The organism is Curtobacterium sp. VKM Ac-2861 (genome assembly GCF_013204965.1).
Taxonomy (GTDB): domain Bacteria; phylum Actinomycetota; class Actinomycetes; order Actinomycetales; family Microbacteriaceae; genus Curtobacterium.
The window spans coordinates 1,042,766-1,061,656 of record NZ_JABMLA010000001.1; the positions used below are offsets into that span (position 1 = coordinate 1,042,766).

The 18,891-nt window shown below is 73.0% G+C and carries 12 protein-coding genes and 1 tRNA gene; 4 read left to right on the plus strand and 9 right to left on the minus strand.

The features are described from left to right. Positions 1–98: 98 nt before the first annotated feature. The 4 genes from HQQ88_RS04725 (at position 99) to HQQ88_RS04740 (ending at position 4,087) form a co-directional block, all read left to right on the plus strand. Entirely contained in the window at positions 99–323 is a 225-nt protein-coding gene (locus HQQ88_RS04725) for a hypothetical protein (RefSeq protein ID WP_133937168.1), read from the plus strand. Positions 324–453: 130 nt separating this feature from the next. Then, positions 454–1,368: a beta-1,6-N-acetylglucosaminyltransferase gene (locus tag HQQ88_RS04730; protein ID WP_111086034.1), complete on the plus strand. Its 915-nt coding sequence runs from the start codon at positions 454–456 to the stop codon at positions 1,366–1,368. Then, positions 1,365–2,909, plus strand: a complete 1,545-nt coding sequence (locus HQQ88_RS04735) for an oligosaccharide flippase family protein (RefSeq protein ID WP_173168742.1) — start codon at positions 1,365–1,367, stop codon at positions 2,907–2,909. The genes HQQ88_RS04730 and HQQ88_RS04735 overlap by 4 nt, the downstream gene beginning before the upstream one ends. Continuing rightward, a complete protein-coding gene (locus tag HQQ88_RS04740; protein WP_133937172.1) occupies positions 2,906–4,087 on the plus strand; it encodes a glycosyltransferase family 4 protein in 1,182 nt (393 codons plus the stop codon). The genes HQQ88_RS04735 and HQQ88_RS04740 overlap by 4 nt, the downstream gene beginning before the upstream one ends. Before the next feature lie 42 nt (positions 4,088–4,129). Here HQQ88_RS04740 and HQQ88_RS19800 read toward each other — a convergent pair whose 3' ends face one another. From HQQ88_RS19800 to gltX, 9 genes are all read right to left on the minus strand, one after another. Next, complete coding sequence (locus HQQ88_RS19800) at positions 4,130–5,137, minus strand: glycoside hydrolase family 16 protein (RefSeq protein ID WP_173168743.1); 1,008 nt, start codon at positions 5,135–5,137, stop codon at positions 4,130–4,132. Beyond that, positions 5,134–7,122 (minus strand): PIG-L family deacetylase, encoded by a 1,989-nt coding sequence (locus HQQ88_RS04750; protein WP_173168744.1) that lies wholly within the window; start codon positions 7,120–7,122, stop codon positions 5,134–5,136. Before HQQ88_RS04750 ends, HQQ88_RS19800 begins: the two co-directional genes overlap by 4 nt. Next, on the minus strand, positions 7,109–10,660 hold the full coding sequence (locus tag HQQ88_RS04755; protein WP_173168745.1) for a glycosyltransferase: 3,552 nt from the start codon (positions 10,658–10,660) through the stop codon (positions 7,109–7,111). The genes HQQ88_RS04750 and HQQ88_RS04755 overlap by 14 nt, the downstream gene beginning before the upstream one ends. Further along, a complete protein-coding gene (locus HQQ88_RS04760) occupies positions 10,657–11,619 on the minus strand; it encodes a glycosyltransferase family 2 protein (RefSeq protein WP_123294830.1) in 963 nt (320 codons plus the stop codon). Before HQQ88_RS04760 ends, HQQ88_RS04755 begins: the two co-directional genes overlap by 4 nt. Next, positions 11,616–12,557 (minus strand): glycosyltransferase family 2 protein, encoded by a 942-nt coding sequence (locus HQQ88_RS04765; RefSeq protein ID WP_173168746.1) that lies wholly within the window; start codon positions 12,555–12,557, stop codon positions 11,616–11,618. Before HQQ88_RS04765 ends, HQQ88_RS04760 begins: the two co-directional genes overlap by 4 nt. 399 nt (positions 12,558–12,956) lie before the next feature. Continuing rightward, positions 12,957–15,767, minus strand: coding sequence for an alpha/beta fold hydrolase (locus HQQ88_RS04770; RefSeq protein WP_173168747.1), 2,811 nt, complete (start codon positions 15,765–15,767; stop codon positions 12,957–12,959). 339 nt (positions 15,768–16,106) lie between these two features. After that, positions 16,107–16,178: transfer RNA gene (locus tag HQQ88_RS04775), tRNA-Gln, on the minus strand. A gap of 45 nt (positions 16,179–16,223) precedes the next feature. Continuing rightward, complete coding sequence (locus HQQ88_RS04780; RefSeq protein WP_173168748.1) at positions 16,224–17,222, minus strand: NAD(P)/FAD-dependent oxidoreductase; 999 nt, start codon at positions 17,220–17,222, stop codon at positions 16,224–16,226. Between the two features lie 10 nt (positions 17,223–17,232). Next, positions 17,233–18,720 (minus strand): glutamate--tRNA ligase, encoded by a 1,488-nt coding sequence (gene gltX, locus HQQ88_RS04785; RefSeq protein WP_123937652.1) that lies wholly within the window; start codon positions 18,718–18,720, stop codon positions 17,233–17,235. Positions 18,721–18,891: the final 171 nt, after the last annotated feature.

The following is an 18,891-nucleotide window of genomic DNA, read 5'->3' on the forward strand; positions in this document are numbered from 1 at the left end:
GATGCGGGGAGGCTGCGGTTTGCCGCCACTAGACTCGCGGGAGACGCCGGTCGACCCGCCGGTGCGACCCCGGTCCCCGCCGGACACGAGGAGGACGCATGCCGCTGGCCCGAACGATGGACCGGCTCGGCCTGACCAGGCGTCCACGCCCGACGTTGCACTTGGTTCCGGACCCCGAAGCGTCCGACCTCGTCGTGGTGCACCTCGATGCCGACGACGCCGCGTGCGGCACGTGCGGGCACGCCCAGGCGGCACACGAGCACTACCGTCCGGGAACGGACTGCGCGCTCTGCGACTGCCCGAAGTTCCGCCGCGCCCGCTGACGCGATCCCCCTCGCGCGATCCCCCTCGCGACCCCCTCGATCGGGGGGCGCCTGCGGGAAACCGCCGTTCCCCCGCAGGTGGTCCCGACCTCCCTTGTCGGTGCTGCCGGGCCCGCTTAGCGTCGCGGACATGGCCATCACTCCCACGCCACTCGCGTGCATCGTCCTCGCTCACGAGGACCCGACGCACGTCCGTCGGCTCGTGGCGGCGCTCGACCCGTTCCCGGTGTTCCTGCACTGCGACGCGAGCACCGACGACGACGTCTTCGAGGCGATGACCGCCGGCCTGCCCGAACGGGTGCACGTGCTGCCACGGATGCGCACCGGGTGGGCGAAGTGGGAGAACGTCGCGGCCGAGGTCGCCGGCTACCGTGCTGCCCTGGCGCAGACGGACGCCACGCACGTGGCGCTGCTGACCGGCAGCGACTACCCGCTGGCCGACGCCGACGAGATCTCGGCGCTCCTGACCGCGAACCCCGGGCGGTCGTTCGTCGAGGCGAAGCCGCTCCCGCACCCCGCGTGGGGTCGCGACGGCGGTCGGTCGCGCGTGCGGTTCCGGCACTGGGCGTGGCGGAAGCACATGCTGCGCCTGCCGGTCCCCCGTCGGGTCCCGCGCGACGTCGTGTTCGGCGGCGGCTCGCAGCTCAAGGTCCTGGCCCGCCACCACGCGCAGGGGGTCGTCGACGTGTTCGACGGGCGCCCCGACCTGGTGGCGTTCTGGGAGCGGGTGTGGATCGGCGACGAGACCTTCGTGCCGTCGGTCCTGCTGACCCCGGCGTTCACCCCGGACTTCGCGGACGCCCACGCGGTGCAGCCGCTCTGGTGGATCGGGTGGGACGGCACGAAGCAGAAGAGCCCGCCGTGGCTCGGGATCGAGGACGCCGGCCGGGTGCTGGAGCGTCGTACCGCGGCTGACCAGTCGACCCCGTACGTGTTCGCCCGGAAGTTCTCGACGTCCCGGAGCACCGACCTGCTCGACGTGGTCGACGCGACCTTCGGGCTCCGCACGTCCGCCGACGACCAGCCGGTGGTGGTGGCACAGTGACCGTCCCCCAGACCCGACGCGAGGCGCGTGCGGCCGAGGCGGCTGCGCTGGCGGCACAGCCCGACGACGACGAGCTCGAGGCGTCCGTGCAGCCCGCGGCCCCCGGCGCGCTGTCCACCGACACGGACTCGATCGCCGTCGCACGCGGCTCGTCCGTCCTGTTCGGCCGCGGTCTGCTGTACGTGGTCGTCTGGTCGATGCAGCTCGTCGTGAGCTCGCTGATCTCCCCCGTGCTCGCGCACCTGATGCCACCGGCCGAGTTCGGCGTGCTGGCCTCGGCGATCGCGCTGTACCAGGCCCTGGTGGTCGTGGCCGTCTGCGGCATCGACCAGGCGTCGGTGCTGCAGCGCGCGGAGGACGGCGACGACCGGCGTGCCCGCGGCCTGATGTTCGTCGGCATGGTCACCGCGGTCACCGTCACCGTGTTCGCCCTGGTGTCGATCCCGCTCTGGGGCGACGCCGCGGGCTTCGTCGACCAGCACCCCCTGCTGCTGGTCGCCGTGCTCTGGACCGGGCCCGCCGCGATCGTGCAGCTGTCCCTCGCGTTGCTCGTCGCCCAGGACCGCATCCGCGTGTTCGCCGTGACGAGCCTGCTGTCGTCCGTCGGCGGGTCGATCATCGGTCTCGGGCTCCTCGCCGCCGTGCACGCTGACGCGACCACGTACGCGTGGGGCGGGGTCGTGGCGCAGGGTGCCGCGATGGTCATCGGCATCATCGCCACGAAGCCGCGCGTCCGCGGTCTGTTCGACCACCGCACCACGATCCGGGCGTTCAAGCTCGGTGTCCCGATCGCGCTCGGCAGCCTGTCGTACTTCGTCCTGAACGCCGGCGACCGGCTCGTCGTGCAGCGTCTGCTCGGTGCCGACGAGGTGGCCCGCTACCAGATCGCCTACGTCGTCGGCTCCGCGGTCATCCTGCTGCTGACCTTCACGAACCAGGCCTGGGCGCCGCACTTCGCCGCTCTCCGCGACGCCGTGGCCCGCCGCCGGCTCGCCATGCACGCCCGGGACGAGCTCTACATGCTGCTCGCCCCCGTGCTCGTCGCCGTGACGCTCGTGTCGCCGGTAGCACTGCCGATCCTGGCCCCGGCGTCGTACCGGGTCGAGTCCCTCACCGTCGTGGTCTTCGTGGTCGCCCTGACCGCGTTCCCGGTGGTCGCGAGCGGTGCGACCGGCCGGCTCCTGCTGGTCGAGCGCCGCGGCGTGACGGTCGGCGTCATCGGCGCCGTCGCCGGTGTCGTGAACATCGCCGCGAACCTGGTGCTGGTGCCCCTGACCGGCATCGTCGGCGCGGGCATCGCCACGGTCATCGCCTACGCCATCCTCGCCGCGCTGCAGCAGGCCTCCCTGCCGGACCGCCGTGAGTGGCGCGGCCCCCGACGCCGAGTGCTGCTCGCCATCGCGATCGCGATCGTCGTCGCTGCGGCCTCGCTCCTCCCGCCGCAGGACCTGGCGTGGAACATCGTGCGCATCGTCGGCGTCGCCGCGTGCCTGCCCTGGTTCTTCCGCCGCCTGAAACTCGCTCGCGGAGGATCCGCATGACCCGTCCCACCCCACGTCCGCTGCGTGTCGTCGTCGCCACCAACGGACTCGCCATCACCGGCGGTGTCGAACGCTGCGTCGTCGAGGACGTCGGCGAGCTCGTCGCAGCCGGCCACGACGTCGAGGTGTGGCACCGCGCCGGTCCGGACGGCGACCCGGACGAGGGCCGCGCGGTGTTCGACCGGCTCGGTGTCCGACTGCGCCACGCCCGCGACTACCGCTTCGGCATCCGGACCGCCCCGACGGACGTGTTCCGCTTCGTCCGTGAGGGCCTGCGCCTCCGCCGGTCACGCCCGGACGTGCTGTGGCTGAACCGTCCGGAGTTCCTGCCGTGGGGCCGCGTCGTGTCCTTCGTGTCCGGCGTCCCCCTGGCCGTGCACCTGCACCACGCCCCGAACTACCGTCGGCTCGGCCCGTTCGCCGGCGGCCGGACCCGGTACCTCGCGGTCTCGGCGGCGATGGCCCGCGCCTGGACCGCCGTCGGTGCGCCGCCGGACCGCGTCGACGTGGTCCCGAACGGCGTGGACACCGCGGCGTTCCCCGCCGCCACGCCGGCGAGCACACGCCGAGCACGCGCTGCGCTCGGCCTCGACCAGGACCGCCCCGTGGTGCTCTACTACGGACGGCTCACGCGGTCGAAGGGCGTCCTGGCCCTCCTGGAGGCGTGGGGTCGCGTCCACGCGTCGGCCCGCGTCCTCGTCGGGCCCGGCACACCGCCCGCCCCGGCTCCGGTGCTCGTCCTGGCGGGTGCGCTGTACCCGCAGGACGCCCCCGCCGTGCACCGCGCGATCGCCGCGTTGCCCGAGGGATCCGTGGTCGTGGTGCCCGAGCGCGACGACGTCGTCCCCCTGCTGCACGCCGCCGACGTCGTGGTGGCACCCTCCATCGAGCCCGAGGGGTTCGGCCGCGTGGTCGTCGAGGCGATGTCCACCGGACGCCCCGTCGTCGCGGCGGCGTCGGGCGGCACCGCCGAGATCCTCAGCGGCGAGTGGACGCGCTTCACCGTCGACCCCACCGAGACCGCCGCGCTGGCCGACAAGGTCCTCGAGGCGCTGCACGCGGCCGAGACCGAACCGGGACTCGCGGACCGGTGCCGCGCCTGGGTGCGGGACCGGTACGGCCGGGAGCGGCACGTCGCGGCCCTGCTCCGGGCGCTCGAGGCGCACGCAAAGCGCTGACGGACGACGACCGAGCGGTGCCGACGACGACGTCGGCACCGCTCAGTCGTTCGGGTCCGTCGTCGCGGTGTCGTCCGGCAGCGACGCGCTCGGCGCGGCACCGTCCGCCGGCACGTCGATCGTCATCCAGTCGATGAGGAGCGACCCGGCGGCGTCCGCCGGTGGGTTCCCGTCGTTCGACCCGGCCTGCACCACGAGGTGCATCCGAGCGGTCGGGATGTTCTCCGTGGTCGTGCCGACGACCTCGTCGTCGACCAGGAACGACATCCGGTCGGCGGTCCACTCGATCGTGTAGGTGTGCCAGTCCTGCAGCGACGCCTCGGTCTGCTGGTGGATGCACTTCTCGGCGGGGTCGGCCAGGCAGTGCACGTTCAGCCAGGCGGGCGCACCGAGCGCTCCCTCGGGGAAGTCGATCTCACCGTCCGACCACAGGTTCTCGTCGCTCCACAGCAGCACGGCGACGCCGTAGCCGTCGACCTCGTCGCTGCGCATCCGGATGCTGTACCGGCCGGCGGTCTGCCCGCCCCACTCGCCGTCGACGAGCGGCACGACACCGCCCGCCAGCGGCACCCCGGCGCGCGTGGTCCGCAGGCGCACGTCGAGCACGCCGTCGTGCGTCGACAGGGTGGACGCCTGGTAGCGCCCCGTCCCCGCGGTGTCGGCGAACCCGTGGTACGCGACGAACCGGTCCGAGTACCGGGACTCGAAGGTCCGGTTCGTGGCGGCGTCGGCGAAGTCCTCGCCGAACACCCGGGTCCACCCCTCGGGCTCGGAGCTCGGCATCGAGACGCCGCTCGGGTCGTCGAGGGTCACGTCGTCACCGTTCGCCGTGGTGGTCGCGGTCGTGGTGCCGGCGACGATGCCGGCAACCACGAGCAGGGCGCCGGCCGCGAGCGCGGTCCGGCGGGTGCCGGGGCGCCGCGGCGGCCGGTGCCGGGACAGGCCGCGACCGTGTGCCGGTGGGGCGCCGTGGGCGGATGCCGCGTCGTCGGCGACGTGTTCCGACCAGGTGGGGCGGGCCTCCTGGCCGTCGCCCTGCTCGTCGGTCACCCGGTCGTCCACGCGCGGATCTCGGAGAGACCGACGTTGCCGGTGCTGTTCGAGACGCCCGTCACCGTGAACCGCACCCAGGTGACGTCACGCGGGGTGAAGTCGACCGTCAGGGCGTCGCCGCCGTTCGGCAGCGTGCCCACCGCGACCTGGCTGCCGTCCGAGAACGTCAGGGTGCCGCTGGTGACCTGGTCCGAGCTGTTCGGGCGGTCGTTCAGGACGATCCGACCGAGGTGCTGCGAGGCGGCCCAGTCCAGCTGGATCCACACCCCGGTCCGGCCCCACGGGGCGACCCACTCGGCCGTCGGGTTGTCGGGGTAGCCCGACACGACACCGTCGACGGCCTTCGCGACGGTCTGCCCGGTGGACTGGTCGTCCCACGCGGCGGTCGGGGTGGCCGACCCGGTGACGTCCGACAGCGTCGGCGTCGGGTTCGGCGTCGGCGTGGGTGTGGGTGTGGGCGTGGGCGTCGGTGTCGGGGTGGGCGTCGGCGTGGTGTCCGCCGGCCGGAACGCCCGGATCTCGGCGAGGCCGACGTTCCGGGTCGTGCTGCTCACGGAACCGACCGTGAACCGCACCCAGGTGACCTGGCGGGCGCTGAACGCGACGCGCTGCACGGCTCCCCCGTTGTCGAGCGACGGGACGGCGACGCTGGTGCCGTCGGAGAACGTCAGCGTGCCGCCGGTCACCTGGTCGTCGCTGTTCGGCCGGTCGGCCAGGTCGATCTCCTGCAGGGTGGTTCCCGCGGACCAGTTCAGCTGGATCCACGTGCCCGCTCGGCCACCGGGCGCCGCCCACTCGGCCGTCGGGGCGTCCGGGTAGCCGCTCACGACGCCGTCGACGGCCTTCACGGCGGTCTGACCGTCGGCCGGGTTCTCGGCGCTCGCGGTGACGGTCGCGCCGGCGGTGACGTCGGTGCCCTGCGAGGTCGGCGGGTCCGTCGGGGGCTGGGCCGACGAGCCGACGGCGTACTGCCGGCTCAGCCAGGAGCCCTCCGGGCGCGACGCGCAGGCGGAGGTGGAACCACAGGTCTCACCGTCGTACGCGGCGTAGGCGAAGAAGGCGGCGGCCTTCGCGGCCGTCTGCGCGGAGCTCAGGTTCGACGGGCGGTCCGCGATCGGGTACCCGAGGTAGCCCGTGAAAGTGTGCGCCGCCGTGTACGCGGACTGCGCCTGGTCGGCGAGGTACGCGACGGTGTGGTGGTCGCTGTGGTCGCCGTCGCCGTACGTGCCGCCGTGGTCGAGCGTGTGGATCTCGGTCGGCACGTACCCGGTGACGAGCCCGGAGAACGTCGCGCGCAGGTCGGTCAGCGAGAAGGACGTCGGTTGGGCTGCCCCGGCGACGGTGTGGATCGTGCTGATCTGGCCCTCGTAGAGCTTCTCCAGGCTCTCGCCGCCCGTGGCCGCGAAGCCGGAGCCGTCGATGTTGCCGTCCGGCAGCTCGAGGAACACCAGGCTGAGCCGCGGGGCCGTCGCCAGGGTCGCCGTGCGGAGCGTGTGGCCGGCGACCGAGAGCTGCCCGGCGGTCCAGTTCGACGAGACGCCGGCGATCGACGCGTACGACGCCATCAACCCGTTCTCGCGGGACTGCCAGTACCAGGCGGGCTTGCCGGCGTCACCGGCGGTGACGATGACCGAGCGGACGCACTTGCCGGCGTCGATGTCGGCGCGGAGCTCGGTTCCGGAGAACAGCAGGTCGTCGTCGGCGTGCGCCACCATCGTGAGGACCCGGCCGGCGCTGCAGTCGGCGTTCGCGGCGGCCGTGCCACCCGTCGGTGTGCTGCTGGGCGTCGGCGTGGGCGTGCTGGTCGGTGTGCTCGGCGGCGGTGTCTTCCGGCCTCGTGCGTCGGCGGACATCGCACCGCCGGGTCCGGCGATGACGGCGACGACGACCGCCAGGGCCCCCAGGACCGCCGCGGCGGACGCGGCGCGCGTGCGCCACGTCCGCCGGGAGGCCCGGGTCGTGCGGTGTTCAGTCCGTGGCATGTGCGAGTCCTGCCGGGGTCAGTTCGTAGACGGCGGTGGTGCCGGAGCCGAAGACGCGCTTCCAGTAGGGCGAGTCGGCCATCGCGGCCGCGAGCTCCTGGTAGTCGGCGTCGGTCTGGTACCCGTACCGCTCGTCGTAGGCGCCGAAGGGCTCGGCGACCAGTGCGTAGTACTTCGTCGCCGGCCAGTCCAGGACGAGCTGGCGGGTCATCGTGGACACGTCGGCCTCGGCGTCGTAGCCCTCCGGCTCCGGGTACGCCCCGAGGACCTCGCGGGACAGCGCCCCGACGTCGAAGTAGCGTGCGCCGGTGTTGCTCGGGACGGCGTTCGCCGAACCGGTCAGCAGCATCATCGAGCCCTTCGGCGCGGTCGCGTCGTAGAACTGCGTCGCCGCCGACTGGCTGCGCGTCGGGACGCGGTTCCAGTCGAGGGCGGTCTGACCGAACGCGCCGATGCCGACCATCGCGGCGACCGCGGCCGCAGCGATGACGACCTTGACCGCCGTGGGCCGCACCGCACGGGTGACGAGTCGACCGACGGGAGCCAGCCGGCCGCTGGGCATCGGGAGCCCCGCCGCCAGGATCGCGATCCACGGTGTCGCGAACAGCACGACGCGGAAGATGCCCTCCTGGCCGTAGTTCGTCGCGACGAGCAGCGAGATCGGGCTCGCCGCCGTGGCCAGCAGTCCCCAGTGCACGCGGTCGCGGCGCATCAGCACGGTGATCACGGCGACGAGGCCGAGGACCACGAGGGCTGCCGCGGGGATGTCGAACGCGAGCCGTGTGACGAGCGGCTTCGGCAGGACCGTCATGTCGTGCGACGGCGGCTGCACGTTGTCGAGCACCTTGCCGACGGCTCCCAGGGACAGGAACTTGCCGAGGATGTCGTCGTTCAGCAGGGCGAAGCCGACGGCGGGGACGAGCACCACGACGGGGAGCCACCAGGGGCGGAGCAGTCGGAACACGATGAGCGTCACGAGTGCGGCGACCGTCAGGTACGGCGAGATCTGGTGGGTGACGACCAGCACGATGCCGATCAGCGTGATGGCGATGATCCGCGACAGGCCGACGCGGCGGGCCCGCAGGATCGTCGAGCGGACGCCGTCGGCGGCGGTCACCGCGGTGCGTCGCAGCGGGCCGACGGCCAGCACGAGGATCACCAGGGACATCAGGATGCCCACCGACTGCGGCGAGAAGTACGTCGTGTTGAGCGAGCCGGTCATCGCGGTCAGGAACGCGGCGATCCAGGGGCGACGGTTGCCCGGCAGCCAGTTGGCGGCCAGGACCCCGACGGCGATCGTCGTGCTGAAGGCCAGCAGGACGGGGACCCACGCGGCGATGGTCATCGCGTTGTCGATCCCGCCGACGTCCGCGACCCAGGCGCCGCCGGCGAACAGGCCGGACCACGTCTGGAAGATGTCGGCGGCGGGGTTCGTCGAACCCCAGCGGCGGATGTACTCGAGCACGCCGATGTGACGGGCGGCCGCCATCACGGTGGGCATGCCGTAGGTGATGGCCTGTGCGAGCTGGATCGACCCGCCGAGCACGACGACCGGGATCGCGAGTCCGCGACCGCGCACCAGGGCGACGACGGCAGCGGCGACGACGATCGCCAGTCCGATGACCAGGCCGGGGCCGAGCGACCCGAACAGCCCGTCCGGCACCGGGTCGCCGATGTGTGTGAGCGCGGCGACGACGATGACGAGCAGGCCGACGACCGAGCCGGCGGTGACGGTGTTGGTGGTGGTCCAGCGCCGGGCCGTGGCGCCCTCGGCGGCCGGCTCGAGGCGGGCGCGCTGCAGTTCGGCGACGTCACGCGGCACGGCGATCGCCAGGGCGACGGCGGTGAGCACGACGACCCCGACGAACGGCACCGTGGGGTTCCAGAGCTGGAACGTCGCCATCGTGTAGCCGATGCCGATCGTGCCGACGAGCGACGCCGTGACCGCGAAGACGCTGAAGCGTGCCAGCGGCATCGGGCGGACGAGCAGCAGGGGTGCGACGCCGAGCAGCGCGAACAGGTACACGCCGATCGCACTCCCCCGCAGTACCGGGAGTCCGGCGATCGCGGCGACCCCGGCGACGAGGAGCGTCAGGACGACGATCGCCGCTGCGGTGAGTCGTGCGATCGGGCTCATCGCGTCCACCGCGAGCGGGCGGGCGGGACCGGCCGCGGCCAGACCGTGCCGGAGCTCGTGGCGACCGCGGGCGTTCCGGTCGATCGTGCCACCACCACGCAGTCGTTCGACGAGCGCCAGGAACGGCGCCGTCAGGACCGAGCGCTGCTCGACCCCGCGCAGCCGCCGCTGGGTGGCGGCGAACTCGGCGTCGACCGCGTCGGGCACGCGGTCCGCGTCACCGGGCTGGTCGCCGGCGATGTCCGTCGCACGGTCGCCCTGCTCGAGGCCGAGTCGTGCGAAGGCGCTGAGCGCCTCGGGCGCTGCGTCCACCGATGCGGTGAGCGACTCGCGGTCGATGGCGTTCTTGGTCATCCAGGCTCCGAGTCCGTGGCCGTGCGCGGCTGCAGCGGCGCGGAGCGACGCGACGTCGTCCGCCGATCGCTGCCACGCGATGGCGGCCGGTTCGACGGCGATCGCGGATCCGGCGAACAGCAGTCGTGTGAAGAGGTCGAGGTCGTCGCCGGCACCGACGCGGGTGCCCGGTCCGAAGGCGGTGTCGAAGCCGCCGATCCGGAGCGCGGTCGCGCGGTGCACGGCGAGGTTGTCACCGGTGCCGTAGGCAGCGGCGGCGAAGGGGTGGTGCGGGGGCGCGTCGTCGGTGCCGTCGAGGCGGAACACCCGACGGCGGACGGTGCGGCCAGCTGCGGTGCGGTCGTCGTGCCAGCGCTGCGCGGGGGTGCGCAGTTCAGCGCTCGGGACGAGCCCGGTGACGCAGGCGACGTCGGGGTCCGCGGCGAACGCGGTGGCCAACGCGGCGACCCAGTCACCGTCCACGACGGCGCCCTCGGCGACGAACGCGACGACCTCGCCGCTCGCGGCGAGGAGTCCGGCGTTGCGGGCGGCGGCGAGGCCACCGGTCGGCGCGGCGATCGTGGTGACGCTTCGCCCGCCGATCTCGACCGTCGCGGTGCCGCTGTCGTCGGCGCCGTGCGAGACGACGACGACGTCGAAGTCGGGGTACTCGTTGGCGAGCACCGACCGCATGGTGGTGCCAGCGGCCCCGTCCGTGCAGAGCACCACGGTGACGGACGGCAGCACCAGACCTGCTGCCGGCCGACGCTCGGGCACCGGCATCGGCCGGATCGCGCGCTGGAGGGTGCGGACGTCGATGGTCCCACCGATGCGGCGACGCTCGGTGATGTCCGCCTCGACGAAGCCGAGCGGCTCGCCGTGGTCGCGGACGAGCAGTCGAGCGCGCCGGTAGCCCGCGGCGCCCTCGAGTGCGACCACGTCACGGTGGCTGGACGCGTGCACGTCGGCGCGGTCGACCTCGCCGACCCACAGGGCGCCGTCCCACGTCGGGGACAGCGGCCCGGTCACGATCGGCGAGATGACCATCGCCAGGGTCGCGCGGGTCACCGCGTCCCCACCGGCTGGGGGACGGGGGCGGCCGCCGGGGTGCGGACGACGACGCCGCCGAGGACCCGACCGACGGCGTAGCCCGTAACGGTCGACGCGACGGAGAGCACGATCGCGAAGGCACGCAGGGCACCGCCGCGACCGATGTGGCGCAGTTCGCGCAGCACCGCTCCGGGGATGACCTTCGTCAGGTACGTCGACTCGCTGGCGAGCGAGTCACCCGTGCCGACGCGACGGCTCAGGACGGCCTTCGAGATGCCCTCGTAGTAGCTGCGACGGCGCAGGTAGCGCATCGTCACGCGGTCCGGGGAGACCCGGTGCGAGACGTTCGAGCGCGGTTCGTGGCGGATGCGCGCACCCGGACGGGCCTGGGCGATGCGGATGCAGAGTTCGGTCTCCTCGCAGCCGAGCGGCTGGTTGCCGACGCGGCCGATGCCGGAGCGGAACCCGCCGGCGAGCATGATCGCGTCACGGCGGAACGCCATGCTCGAGCCGATGACGTTGCGCACGTCGCCGGGGGTCTCGGGCAGGCCGCGGTAGGAGCAGCCGACGATCCAGAGGAGTTCGTCGGCGTACGGGCCGGCACCGGTGGCGGTGGGCCAGGACGGTGTGGCCCGGCCGCCGACGCCGACGACGTCCGGGTCCTCGAGGGCGGTGAGCATGTGGCCGAGCCAGTCCGGGTCGGCCGTCGCGTCGTCGTCCAGGAACGCGACGACGTCGGCGTCGGTGAGGGCGACGCCCGTGTTGCGGGCACCGGACAGGCCGCGGTCCTCGGTGTTCGGGACGACGCGGAGCTCGGGCCAGCGCGCCGCGGCGCGGGCGAGGAGCTCGGGTTCGTGGTCGATCACGACGACGACCTCGGGGGCCTCGGGCTGGCGCTTGGCGGACTCGACGCTGTCCTGCAGGTCGCCCCAGCGCTGCTGGGTGTAGGCGCAGATGACGACCGCGACGGTCGTCACGCGACTTCCTCCTCGAGGCTGGCGACGGCCGCGACGGGGGCGCCGTGCGGGGCGTGCGCGCCGAGCGGGGCGTGCCCGGCCGCGTGGACCGGAGCGTGCGGTGCGGAAGCGTGCGGTGCGGAAGCGTGCGGTGCGGCGGCCAGCTGCTCGGCCGGCGGCACGACGCTCATCGCGGCGCGACGGACCTCGGAGCGGCCGATCGCGGCGCGACGACGCTCGTGCATGATCGACTTCAGCACCCGGATGCCGTCGGTCACGGCGTTCAGGTTGCTCGAGCCGTGCACGCGGAGCTTCTCGTGGCTGGGGACCTCGGTGATCGCGAGCTCGGCGGCCGACCAGCGGCAGGTGAGCACGGTCTCGATCTCGAACCCGTCGCCCCAGAGCATCGAGCCGTCGGACGGCTTCGGCAGCTCGGAGGACAGCAGGCCGATCTCCGGCAGGACGTCGGCCCAGAAGGCGTTGTAGCCGTAGCAGAGGTCGCTGTAGCGGGTGCCGAGGATGATGTTGCAGAGCATGTTCAGGCCACGGTTGCCCAGGTTGCGGACGATCGTGATGTCGTCACTGCCACCGCCGAGCGAGTAGCGGGTGCCCTTCGCGACGTCGGCGCCCTCGACGAGCGCCTGCACGAAGCGCGGGATCTCGTCCGGGTCGGCGGAGCAGTCGGCGTCGAACATGACGACGACGTCGCCGGTGACGGCCTCGAACCCGCAGGCGAGGGCGTTGCCCTTGCCCTTGCGGGTCTGGTGCACGACGCGGATGTCGGGCATCACGCGCTGCGCGGTGGCGATGGTGTCGTCGACGGAGTTGCCGTCGACCAGGATCACCTCGTACACCGGCGGGAGCTTCGGCAGGATGATCTCGAGGTTTCGGGCCTCGTTCCGCGCCGGGATGACGACGGAGACCCTCGGGTCTGCAGGGCGAACGGTACGTGCGGGCATGGGCGCGGTCCTGTCGGGTCAGGGTTGCTGTCGGGTTGTGGCTCGTGTGACGAGCGGCGCGTCCTCGGATGACGCATCGACGACGGTGACCGTCGTCGGTCGAGCAGCGGGACGCGGGTACGACGCCGCCGGCTTCGCAGGTGAGTGGGTACTCTCCCCCGCGTGTCCAACCATCGTCGCGGGGTGGCAGGCGGTCAATGCGCGGTGCGGTCCATTGCGGACACTCGGCCGCGGATACGGAAACCCGCAACACCGCGCCGGCCGCGTGCCGTGGACGCAGGGGCAGACGGACGGGCGCGCCCCGCAGAGCGGCAACGCGAAGCGTTGCGCGGGGCGCGCCGACCGAGCCTGCGAGGGAGGTGTGCCAGCTGGCCCCGCGCCTCCCGTCCGTCACCCGGCTCAGTCCCGGGCAGCGCCCTCCGTCGCGAACGCCGCACGCAGCGCCGTCGCGAGGTCGGCCACGTGCGGTTCCCGCAGCAGCGAGCTGTGCTCGGCCGCGATCCGCACGGTCTCGGTCCGCCCGCGCAGCAGCGCGGACCAGCCGGTCGCGTCCGGGTTCGCATCGGCGAGCACGTACGTCGCCCGTCCGTGGAACGGCGTCGGGTGGTGCCGCCGGGTGACGAGCTCGGCCTGGTCGAAGAAGGCGTCGAAGTCCTTCTGCCCGCCGTGCCGCAGCACACCAGCGCTGTAGGCCCGCGCGCGCTTCGCGACGTGCTCGCCCCACGACATGCCGGACGGCATGACCCGCCGGACGGCCCCGGCGAGGCGCTGGCCGACGACACGGACGGCGGGGTTGCGGTGTTCGCGGGGCTCGAGCCGTCCGAAGTGCTTCCGGACCCCCTCGGCCCCGGTCCGCGGCAGGTAGGTGTCCAGCAGCGCGACGTGCTCGACCTGCTCGCCGCTCTCGGTGAGCAGCCGGGCGATCTCGAGCGCGATCAGTCCGCCGAGCGAGTGGCCGACCAGCAGGTACGGTCCGCGCGGCTGCACGATGCGCATCAGGGCGACGTACCGGCGGGCGCTGGCCTGGATGCTCCAGTCCGGCATGCCCCGCCGCTCGAGGCCGTGCTGCTGGAACGCGTACACGTCGTGCTCGGGCAGGTAGCGGGACAACGGCAGGAACGTCAGGGCGAGCGCACCACCGCCGGCGAAGCAGAACACCGGCGGACGGCCGGACTCGCGCGCGCCGGACACCTTGACCACGTCGGGGTGGCTCGGCAGCGCCGTCGTGCCGCTCCGCACCCGTCGGGCGAACGCCCGGAGCGTGGGGTGCTGCAGGACGTCCGACGAGCGCAGGTCGATGCCGAGACGGCTCTGCACGAGCGCGAGCATCTCCTCCGCCGACAACGAGTCGCCGCCGAGGGCCGAGAAGTCCTCGTCGAGGTGGACGCCGCGCAGGCCCAGCACCTCGGCCCAGATCTGCCCGACCACGAGCTCCCACTGGTCGTACTCGCCCTCGACCATCTCGGTCTCGATGCTCGGTGCACCCGGCAGCTCGGCCCGGTCGACCTTGCCGCGTTCGTTCCGCGGCAGCTCGGTCATCGGCACGATCGACGCCGGCACCATGTACTCCGGCAGGCGGTCCCGCAGGGCCAGGCGCAGGGCCGCGGGCGCGGGCGTGCGCTGGCCCGGACGGCCGACGACGTACGCGACGAGGCGGGTGACGGCGGGCGGGTCGACCTGCGCGGTGACGACGGCGTCGTGCACCTCGGGGATCGCGCGGAGCGCCGCCTCGACCTCGCTCGGTTCCACGAGGTACCCGCGGACCTTGACGGCGTCGTCGGAGCGTCCGAGCAGCACGAGCCGGCCGTCCGGCTCGATCCGGGCCAGGTCGCCCTGGCGCCAGGTCGGCGTACCGTCGTCGGTGCGTCCGGCGCGCTCGGCGGTCTTCTCCGGGGCACCCCAGTACCCGGCGGTCAAGCCCTGGGAGACGATGACGAGTTCGCCGGTCTCCCCCGGGCCGGCGGGGCTGCCGTCCTCGCGCAGCACGAGCACCTGCTTGCCGGGCAGCGGCCACCCAGCGGGCACCACGCCCTCGGGCACCGGGGCACCGGGCTCCACGGGGCAGTACGCCACGCAGCCGGTCTCGCTCGACCCGAAGGCGTTCAGTAGCAGCGTCGTCGGGTCGAGGTGCGGTCGGGCGGCGGCGATGTCGGCACCGGTCACCGCCTCGCCGGTGGTCATCAGGAAGCGGAGGCCGCCGAGCGCGGGACCCGCCCCGGACGCCTGCGCCCCGGGTGCCGTCTGCGAGCCGACGATCGAGCGCAGCAGGTGCGGGGTGCAGACGAGGACGTTGACGCCGTCGGCGGCGAACCGTGCGAGCAGGCGTTCGACCCCGAGCTCGCGGGGTTCGAGGAGCACGACGCTGCCGCCGCTCAGCAGGGTGTCGAACGAGAACAGCAGACCGGCGGCGAACGACAGCGGCAGGACCACGCCGAGGCGGTCACCGGGTCCGGTGCCGAGGGCGACGGCGTCCTGCTCGGCGTTCGCGAGCTGCTGCCGGTGCGTCAGCACGACACCCTTCGGCATGCCCGTCGAGCCGGAGGTGAACACGATCGCGAACGCGTCGTGGCCGCCCGGGCGGGTGTCGGGCGCGTCGGCCGCTGTGTCCGTCGGCGTTTCGCTGCCCGCTGTCTCGCCGCCGGCTGTTTCGCTGCCCGCTGTCTCGCTGCCCGCGGTCTCGCTGCCCGCGGTCTCGCCGCGTCGTTCGATCAGCTCGTCGAGTGCGTGCACCCGGCCGTCACGGTCGGCGACGACGGTCGCCGCCAGGTCGGCGCGCGCGGTGTCCGCCACGATCTGGTCGACCCCGGCGAGCTGTGCGACGTGTCCGAGGCGGACGGCTGGCAGGTGCTCGTCGAGCACCACCACGGTGCGCCCCGCCCGGACGAGCGCCAGGATCGCGACGACGGCCTCGGTGGTCTGGCCCGCCATGACGCCGACCGGCTTCGATGCCCCACCGGCCACGGCGCCGACGCCGGCACCACTGTGGTCGTCGGGTCCGAGCTCGGCCCCGAGCACCGACGCGAGGTCGCGCGCCGCCCGGTCCGCCTCGGTGAACGTGTAGGGACGGCCGTCCCCGGCAAGAGCAGCGGCGTCGCCGTGGAGCGCGACCACACGGTCCCAGCGGTCCAGCACGGAGTGGTCGTCGGCCAGCGGGATCGCGGCGCGGTGGGTCCAGTGCTCGGTCGTCGTCAGCGGGTCGGCGGAGGTCACGATGACACCTCGGATGCTCGTCGGCGGGCCGCCGCGGGTCCCGCGCCGGTCCTGCGACGGTACGTCCGACGCGGTACGGCCCACGAGCCGTGTCGCGCGGGGTGCGGGGTCACGCAACCCGACCGGGAGGCCCGGTGCACCTCCGCCAGCGTGCCCGGCCCCCGTACGGGGACGGTCCAGGGCAGCGGGTGGCCCGGGTGGGCGCGGAGCATCGTGCGGTTCCGCGCAACCTCGGAATGCGCAGTCCGGAGCCTGTGGATCGCCGATGGAGGCGATGGCGGCGCACGAGTCCGGAGACGAGAACAGCCCCCGGGGATCCCGGGGGCTGTTCTTCGAGTGCTGGGGTACCTGGACTCGAACCAAGAACGACGGTACCAGAAACCGCTGTGTTGCCAATTACACCATACCCCAAAAGGCCTGCTGGCCTTCTGTCCCCGTTGTCCGGGGCACGATCAACTACTGTACAGCATCCCGGAGGTCCACGAGACCACCCACGAGGTCTCGGTGCACTGCCGCGGCCGTCGTGGCACCGTGCCCGGCGGCGACGATGAGCTGCTCCGGCCCGGGAGGGGTCACGTCCCCCACGGCGTACAGCCCGGGAACCGTGGTCCGGCCGACCCGGTCGACGACGAGGAGTCCGTGGGCATCGCGCTCCGGGGCTGTCGGCGCACCGGGCGTGTCGGAGCGCAGCCAGTCGAGGTCGGCGTGCCACGTCGGCCGGACGAACCCGCCGGTCCGCGGCTCCACGTGGCCGTCGACCAACCGGACCCCGGTCATGCCGGTCCGGTCGCCCTCGAGGTCCTCGATCACCCGTTCGTCGACCACGACACCGGCACGCACCAGCCGTGCTCGCCCCGCGTCGTCGAGCGGGGCGACACCGTTCGTGTACACGATGAGGTCGTCGGCCCACGCCGCGATGAGCAGTGCCCGGTCCACGACGTCGTCGGTCTCGCAGATGAACGCGAGGGGCTCCCCCGCCTTCTCGTACGCATCGCACTCGACGCAGCTGTGCACCGCGGTGCCGTAGAACGCACGGAGCATCGGCAGTGCCGGGAACTCCTCGCGCAGCCCCGTGGCGACGACGACGGTCCGCGCCCGCGCGTCCACCTCGGCACCACGCCAGGTCCCGTGCAGCCGCCACCCGTCGGCGTCGGGGGTCACCAGGTCGACGACGGCCTGCACGATCGTCGCCTCGGGGTACTCCTCGACCTCGGCGCGACCGAGCTTCCGGAGCTCGAGCGGGGAGATCCCGTCACGCGTCAGGAAGCCGTGCGACCGCAGGGTCGCGGCGTTGCGTGGCCGGTTGGCGTCGACGAGGAGCACCGTGCGCTTCGCCCGCACCAGGTTGAGCGCAGCGCTCAAGCCGGCCGGTCCGGCACCGATGACCGCGACGTCGTGGACGACCGGGGTGCTCGTTGCGTCCGTGGGTCCTGCAGCGCTTCCCGCGGTGCTCATCGTTCGCCGTTCAGCGGGCCGCGAGGGCGCGGAGCCGCGTCAGGGTGGACTCCTTGCCGAGGATCTCCATCGACTCGAAGAGCGGCGGGCTGATCCGGCGTCCGGAGACCCCCACGCGCAGCGGACCGAAGGCGACCCGGGGCTTCAGCCCGAGGTCGTCGATGAGCGCCGTGCGGAGGGCACCCTCGATCGCCTCGGTCCGCCAGTCGTCGAGCTGCTCGAGCGCCGCGATGCCGGCCGTGAGCACGGCGCCGGTGTCGCCCTTGAGCGATGCCAGTGCGTCGTCCTCGACCACCAGGTCGGCGTCGGCGGTGAACAGGAACCCGAGCATCGCCGGGGCCTCACCGAGCAGCTGCATGCGCTCCTGGACGAGCGGCGCCGCCTTCGTCAGGACCTCGGTCTGCTCCGCGGTCGGCGGGTCGGCCACGAGGTCGGTCAGGTACGGCAGGAGCCGGGAGCGGAAGTCCGACGGCTCGAGCAACCGGATGTGGTCGCCGTTGATCGCCTCGGCCTTCTTGTGGTCGAAGCGCGCCGGGTTCGGGTTGACGTCGGTGACGTCGAACGCCGCCACCATCTCGTCGATCGAGAAGACGTCGCGGTCGGCGCCGATCGACCACCCCAGCAGGGCCAGGTAGTTGACGAGCCCCTCGGGGATCATGCCGGCGTCGCGGTGGTGGAACAGGTTCGCCTCGGGGTCGCGCTTCGAGAGCTTCTTGTTGCCCTCGCCCATGACGTACGGCAGGTGACCGAACACCGGGATCGCCGGTGCGAGCCCGATCTCGTACAGCGCCTCGTACAGGGCGATCTGCCGCGGGGTCGACGACAGCAGGTCCTCGCCGCGCAGGACGTGCGTGATGCCCATCAGGGCGTCGTCCACCGGGTTCGTGAACGTGTACAGCGGCTTGCCGTTCGGCCGGACGACCACGAAGTCCGGGAACGTCCCCTGCTTGAAGGTGATCTCGCCACGGACGAGGTCGTCGAAGCTCAGGTCACGGTCCGGGACCCGGAGTCGCAGCGCCGGCTCGCGGCCCTGGTCGCGGAACGCCTGACGCTCGTCGTCGGACAGGTCCCGCTCGTGGTTGTCGTAGCCCTGCTTCGGATCGCGCCCGGCAGCCTTGTTGCGGGCCTCCATCTCCTCGGGCGTGACGAAGGACTCGTAGATGTGCCCGGACGCCTTGAGCTTCGCGATGACGTCGTCGTAGATCGCGGTCCGCTCCGACTGCCGGTACGGTCCGTGCTCACCGCCGGCGTCGACGCCCTCGTCCCAGTCCAGCCGGAGCCAGCGCAGGCCGTCGAGGATCTGCGCGTAGGACTCTTCGCTGTCCCGCGCGGCGTCGGTGTCCTCGATGCGGAACACGAGCTTGCCGCCGGTGTGGCGTGCGTACGCCCAGTTGAAGAGCGCCGTGCGGATGAGCCCCACGTGCGGGGTCCCCGTCGGGCTCGGGCAGAAACGGACGCGGATCTCGGACCCGGAAGCAGTGGTGAATGGCGCAGTCATGACCCGCCAATGCTACCGTCACGCCCTGCTCGAGAGCCCCCGTGAACGCAGAAAACCCCTGACCAGTGCTGGTCAGGGGTTCCCTGGTGTTGCAACGTTAAGTCCGGCGGCGTCCTACTCTCCCACAAGGTCCCCCTTGCAGTACCATCGGCGCTGAGAGGCTTAGCTTCC

Coding starts and splice junctions, on each gene's coding strand:
- gltX (WP_123937652.1), bottom strand. CDS start 18,720: ATGACTGCGCCATTCACCACTGCTTCCGGGTCCGAGATCCGCGTCCGT.
- HQQ88_RS04765 (WP_173168746.1), bottom strand. CDS start 12,557: ATGCCCGCACGTACCGTTCGCCCTGCAGACCCGAGGGTCTCCGTCGTC.
- HQQ88_RS04740 (WP_133937172.1), top strand. CDS start 2,906: ATGACCCGTCCCACCCCACGTCCGCTGCGTGTCGTCGTCGCCACCAAC.
- HQQ88_RS04780 (WP_173168748.1), bottom strand. CDS start 17,222: ATGAGCACCGCGGGAAGCGCTGCAGGACCCACGGACGCAACGAGCACC.
- HQQ88_RS04750 (WP_173168744.1), bottom strand. CDS start 7,122: ATGCCACGGACTGAACACCGCACGACCCGGGCCTCCCGGCGGACGTGG.
- HQQ88_RS04725 (WP_133937168.1), top strand. CDS start 99: ATGCCGCTGGCCCGAACGATGGACCGGCTCGGCCTGACCAGGCGTCCA.
- HQQ88_RS04730 (WP_111086034.1), top strand. CDS start 454: ATGGCCATCACTCCCACGCCACTCGCGTGCATCGTCCTCGCTCACGAG.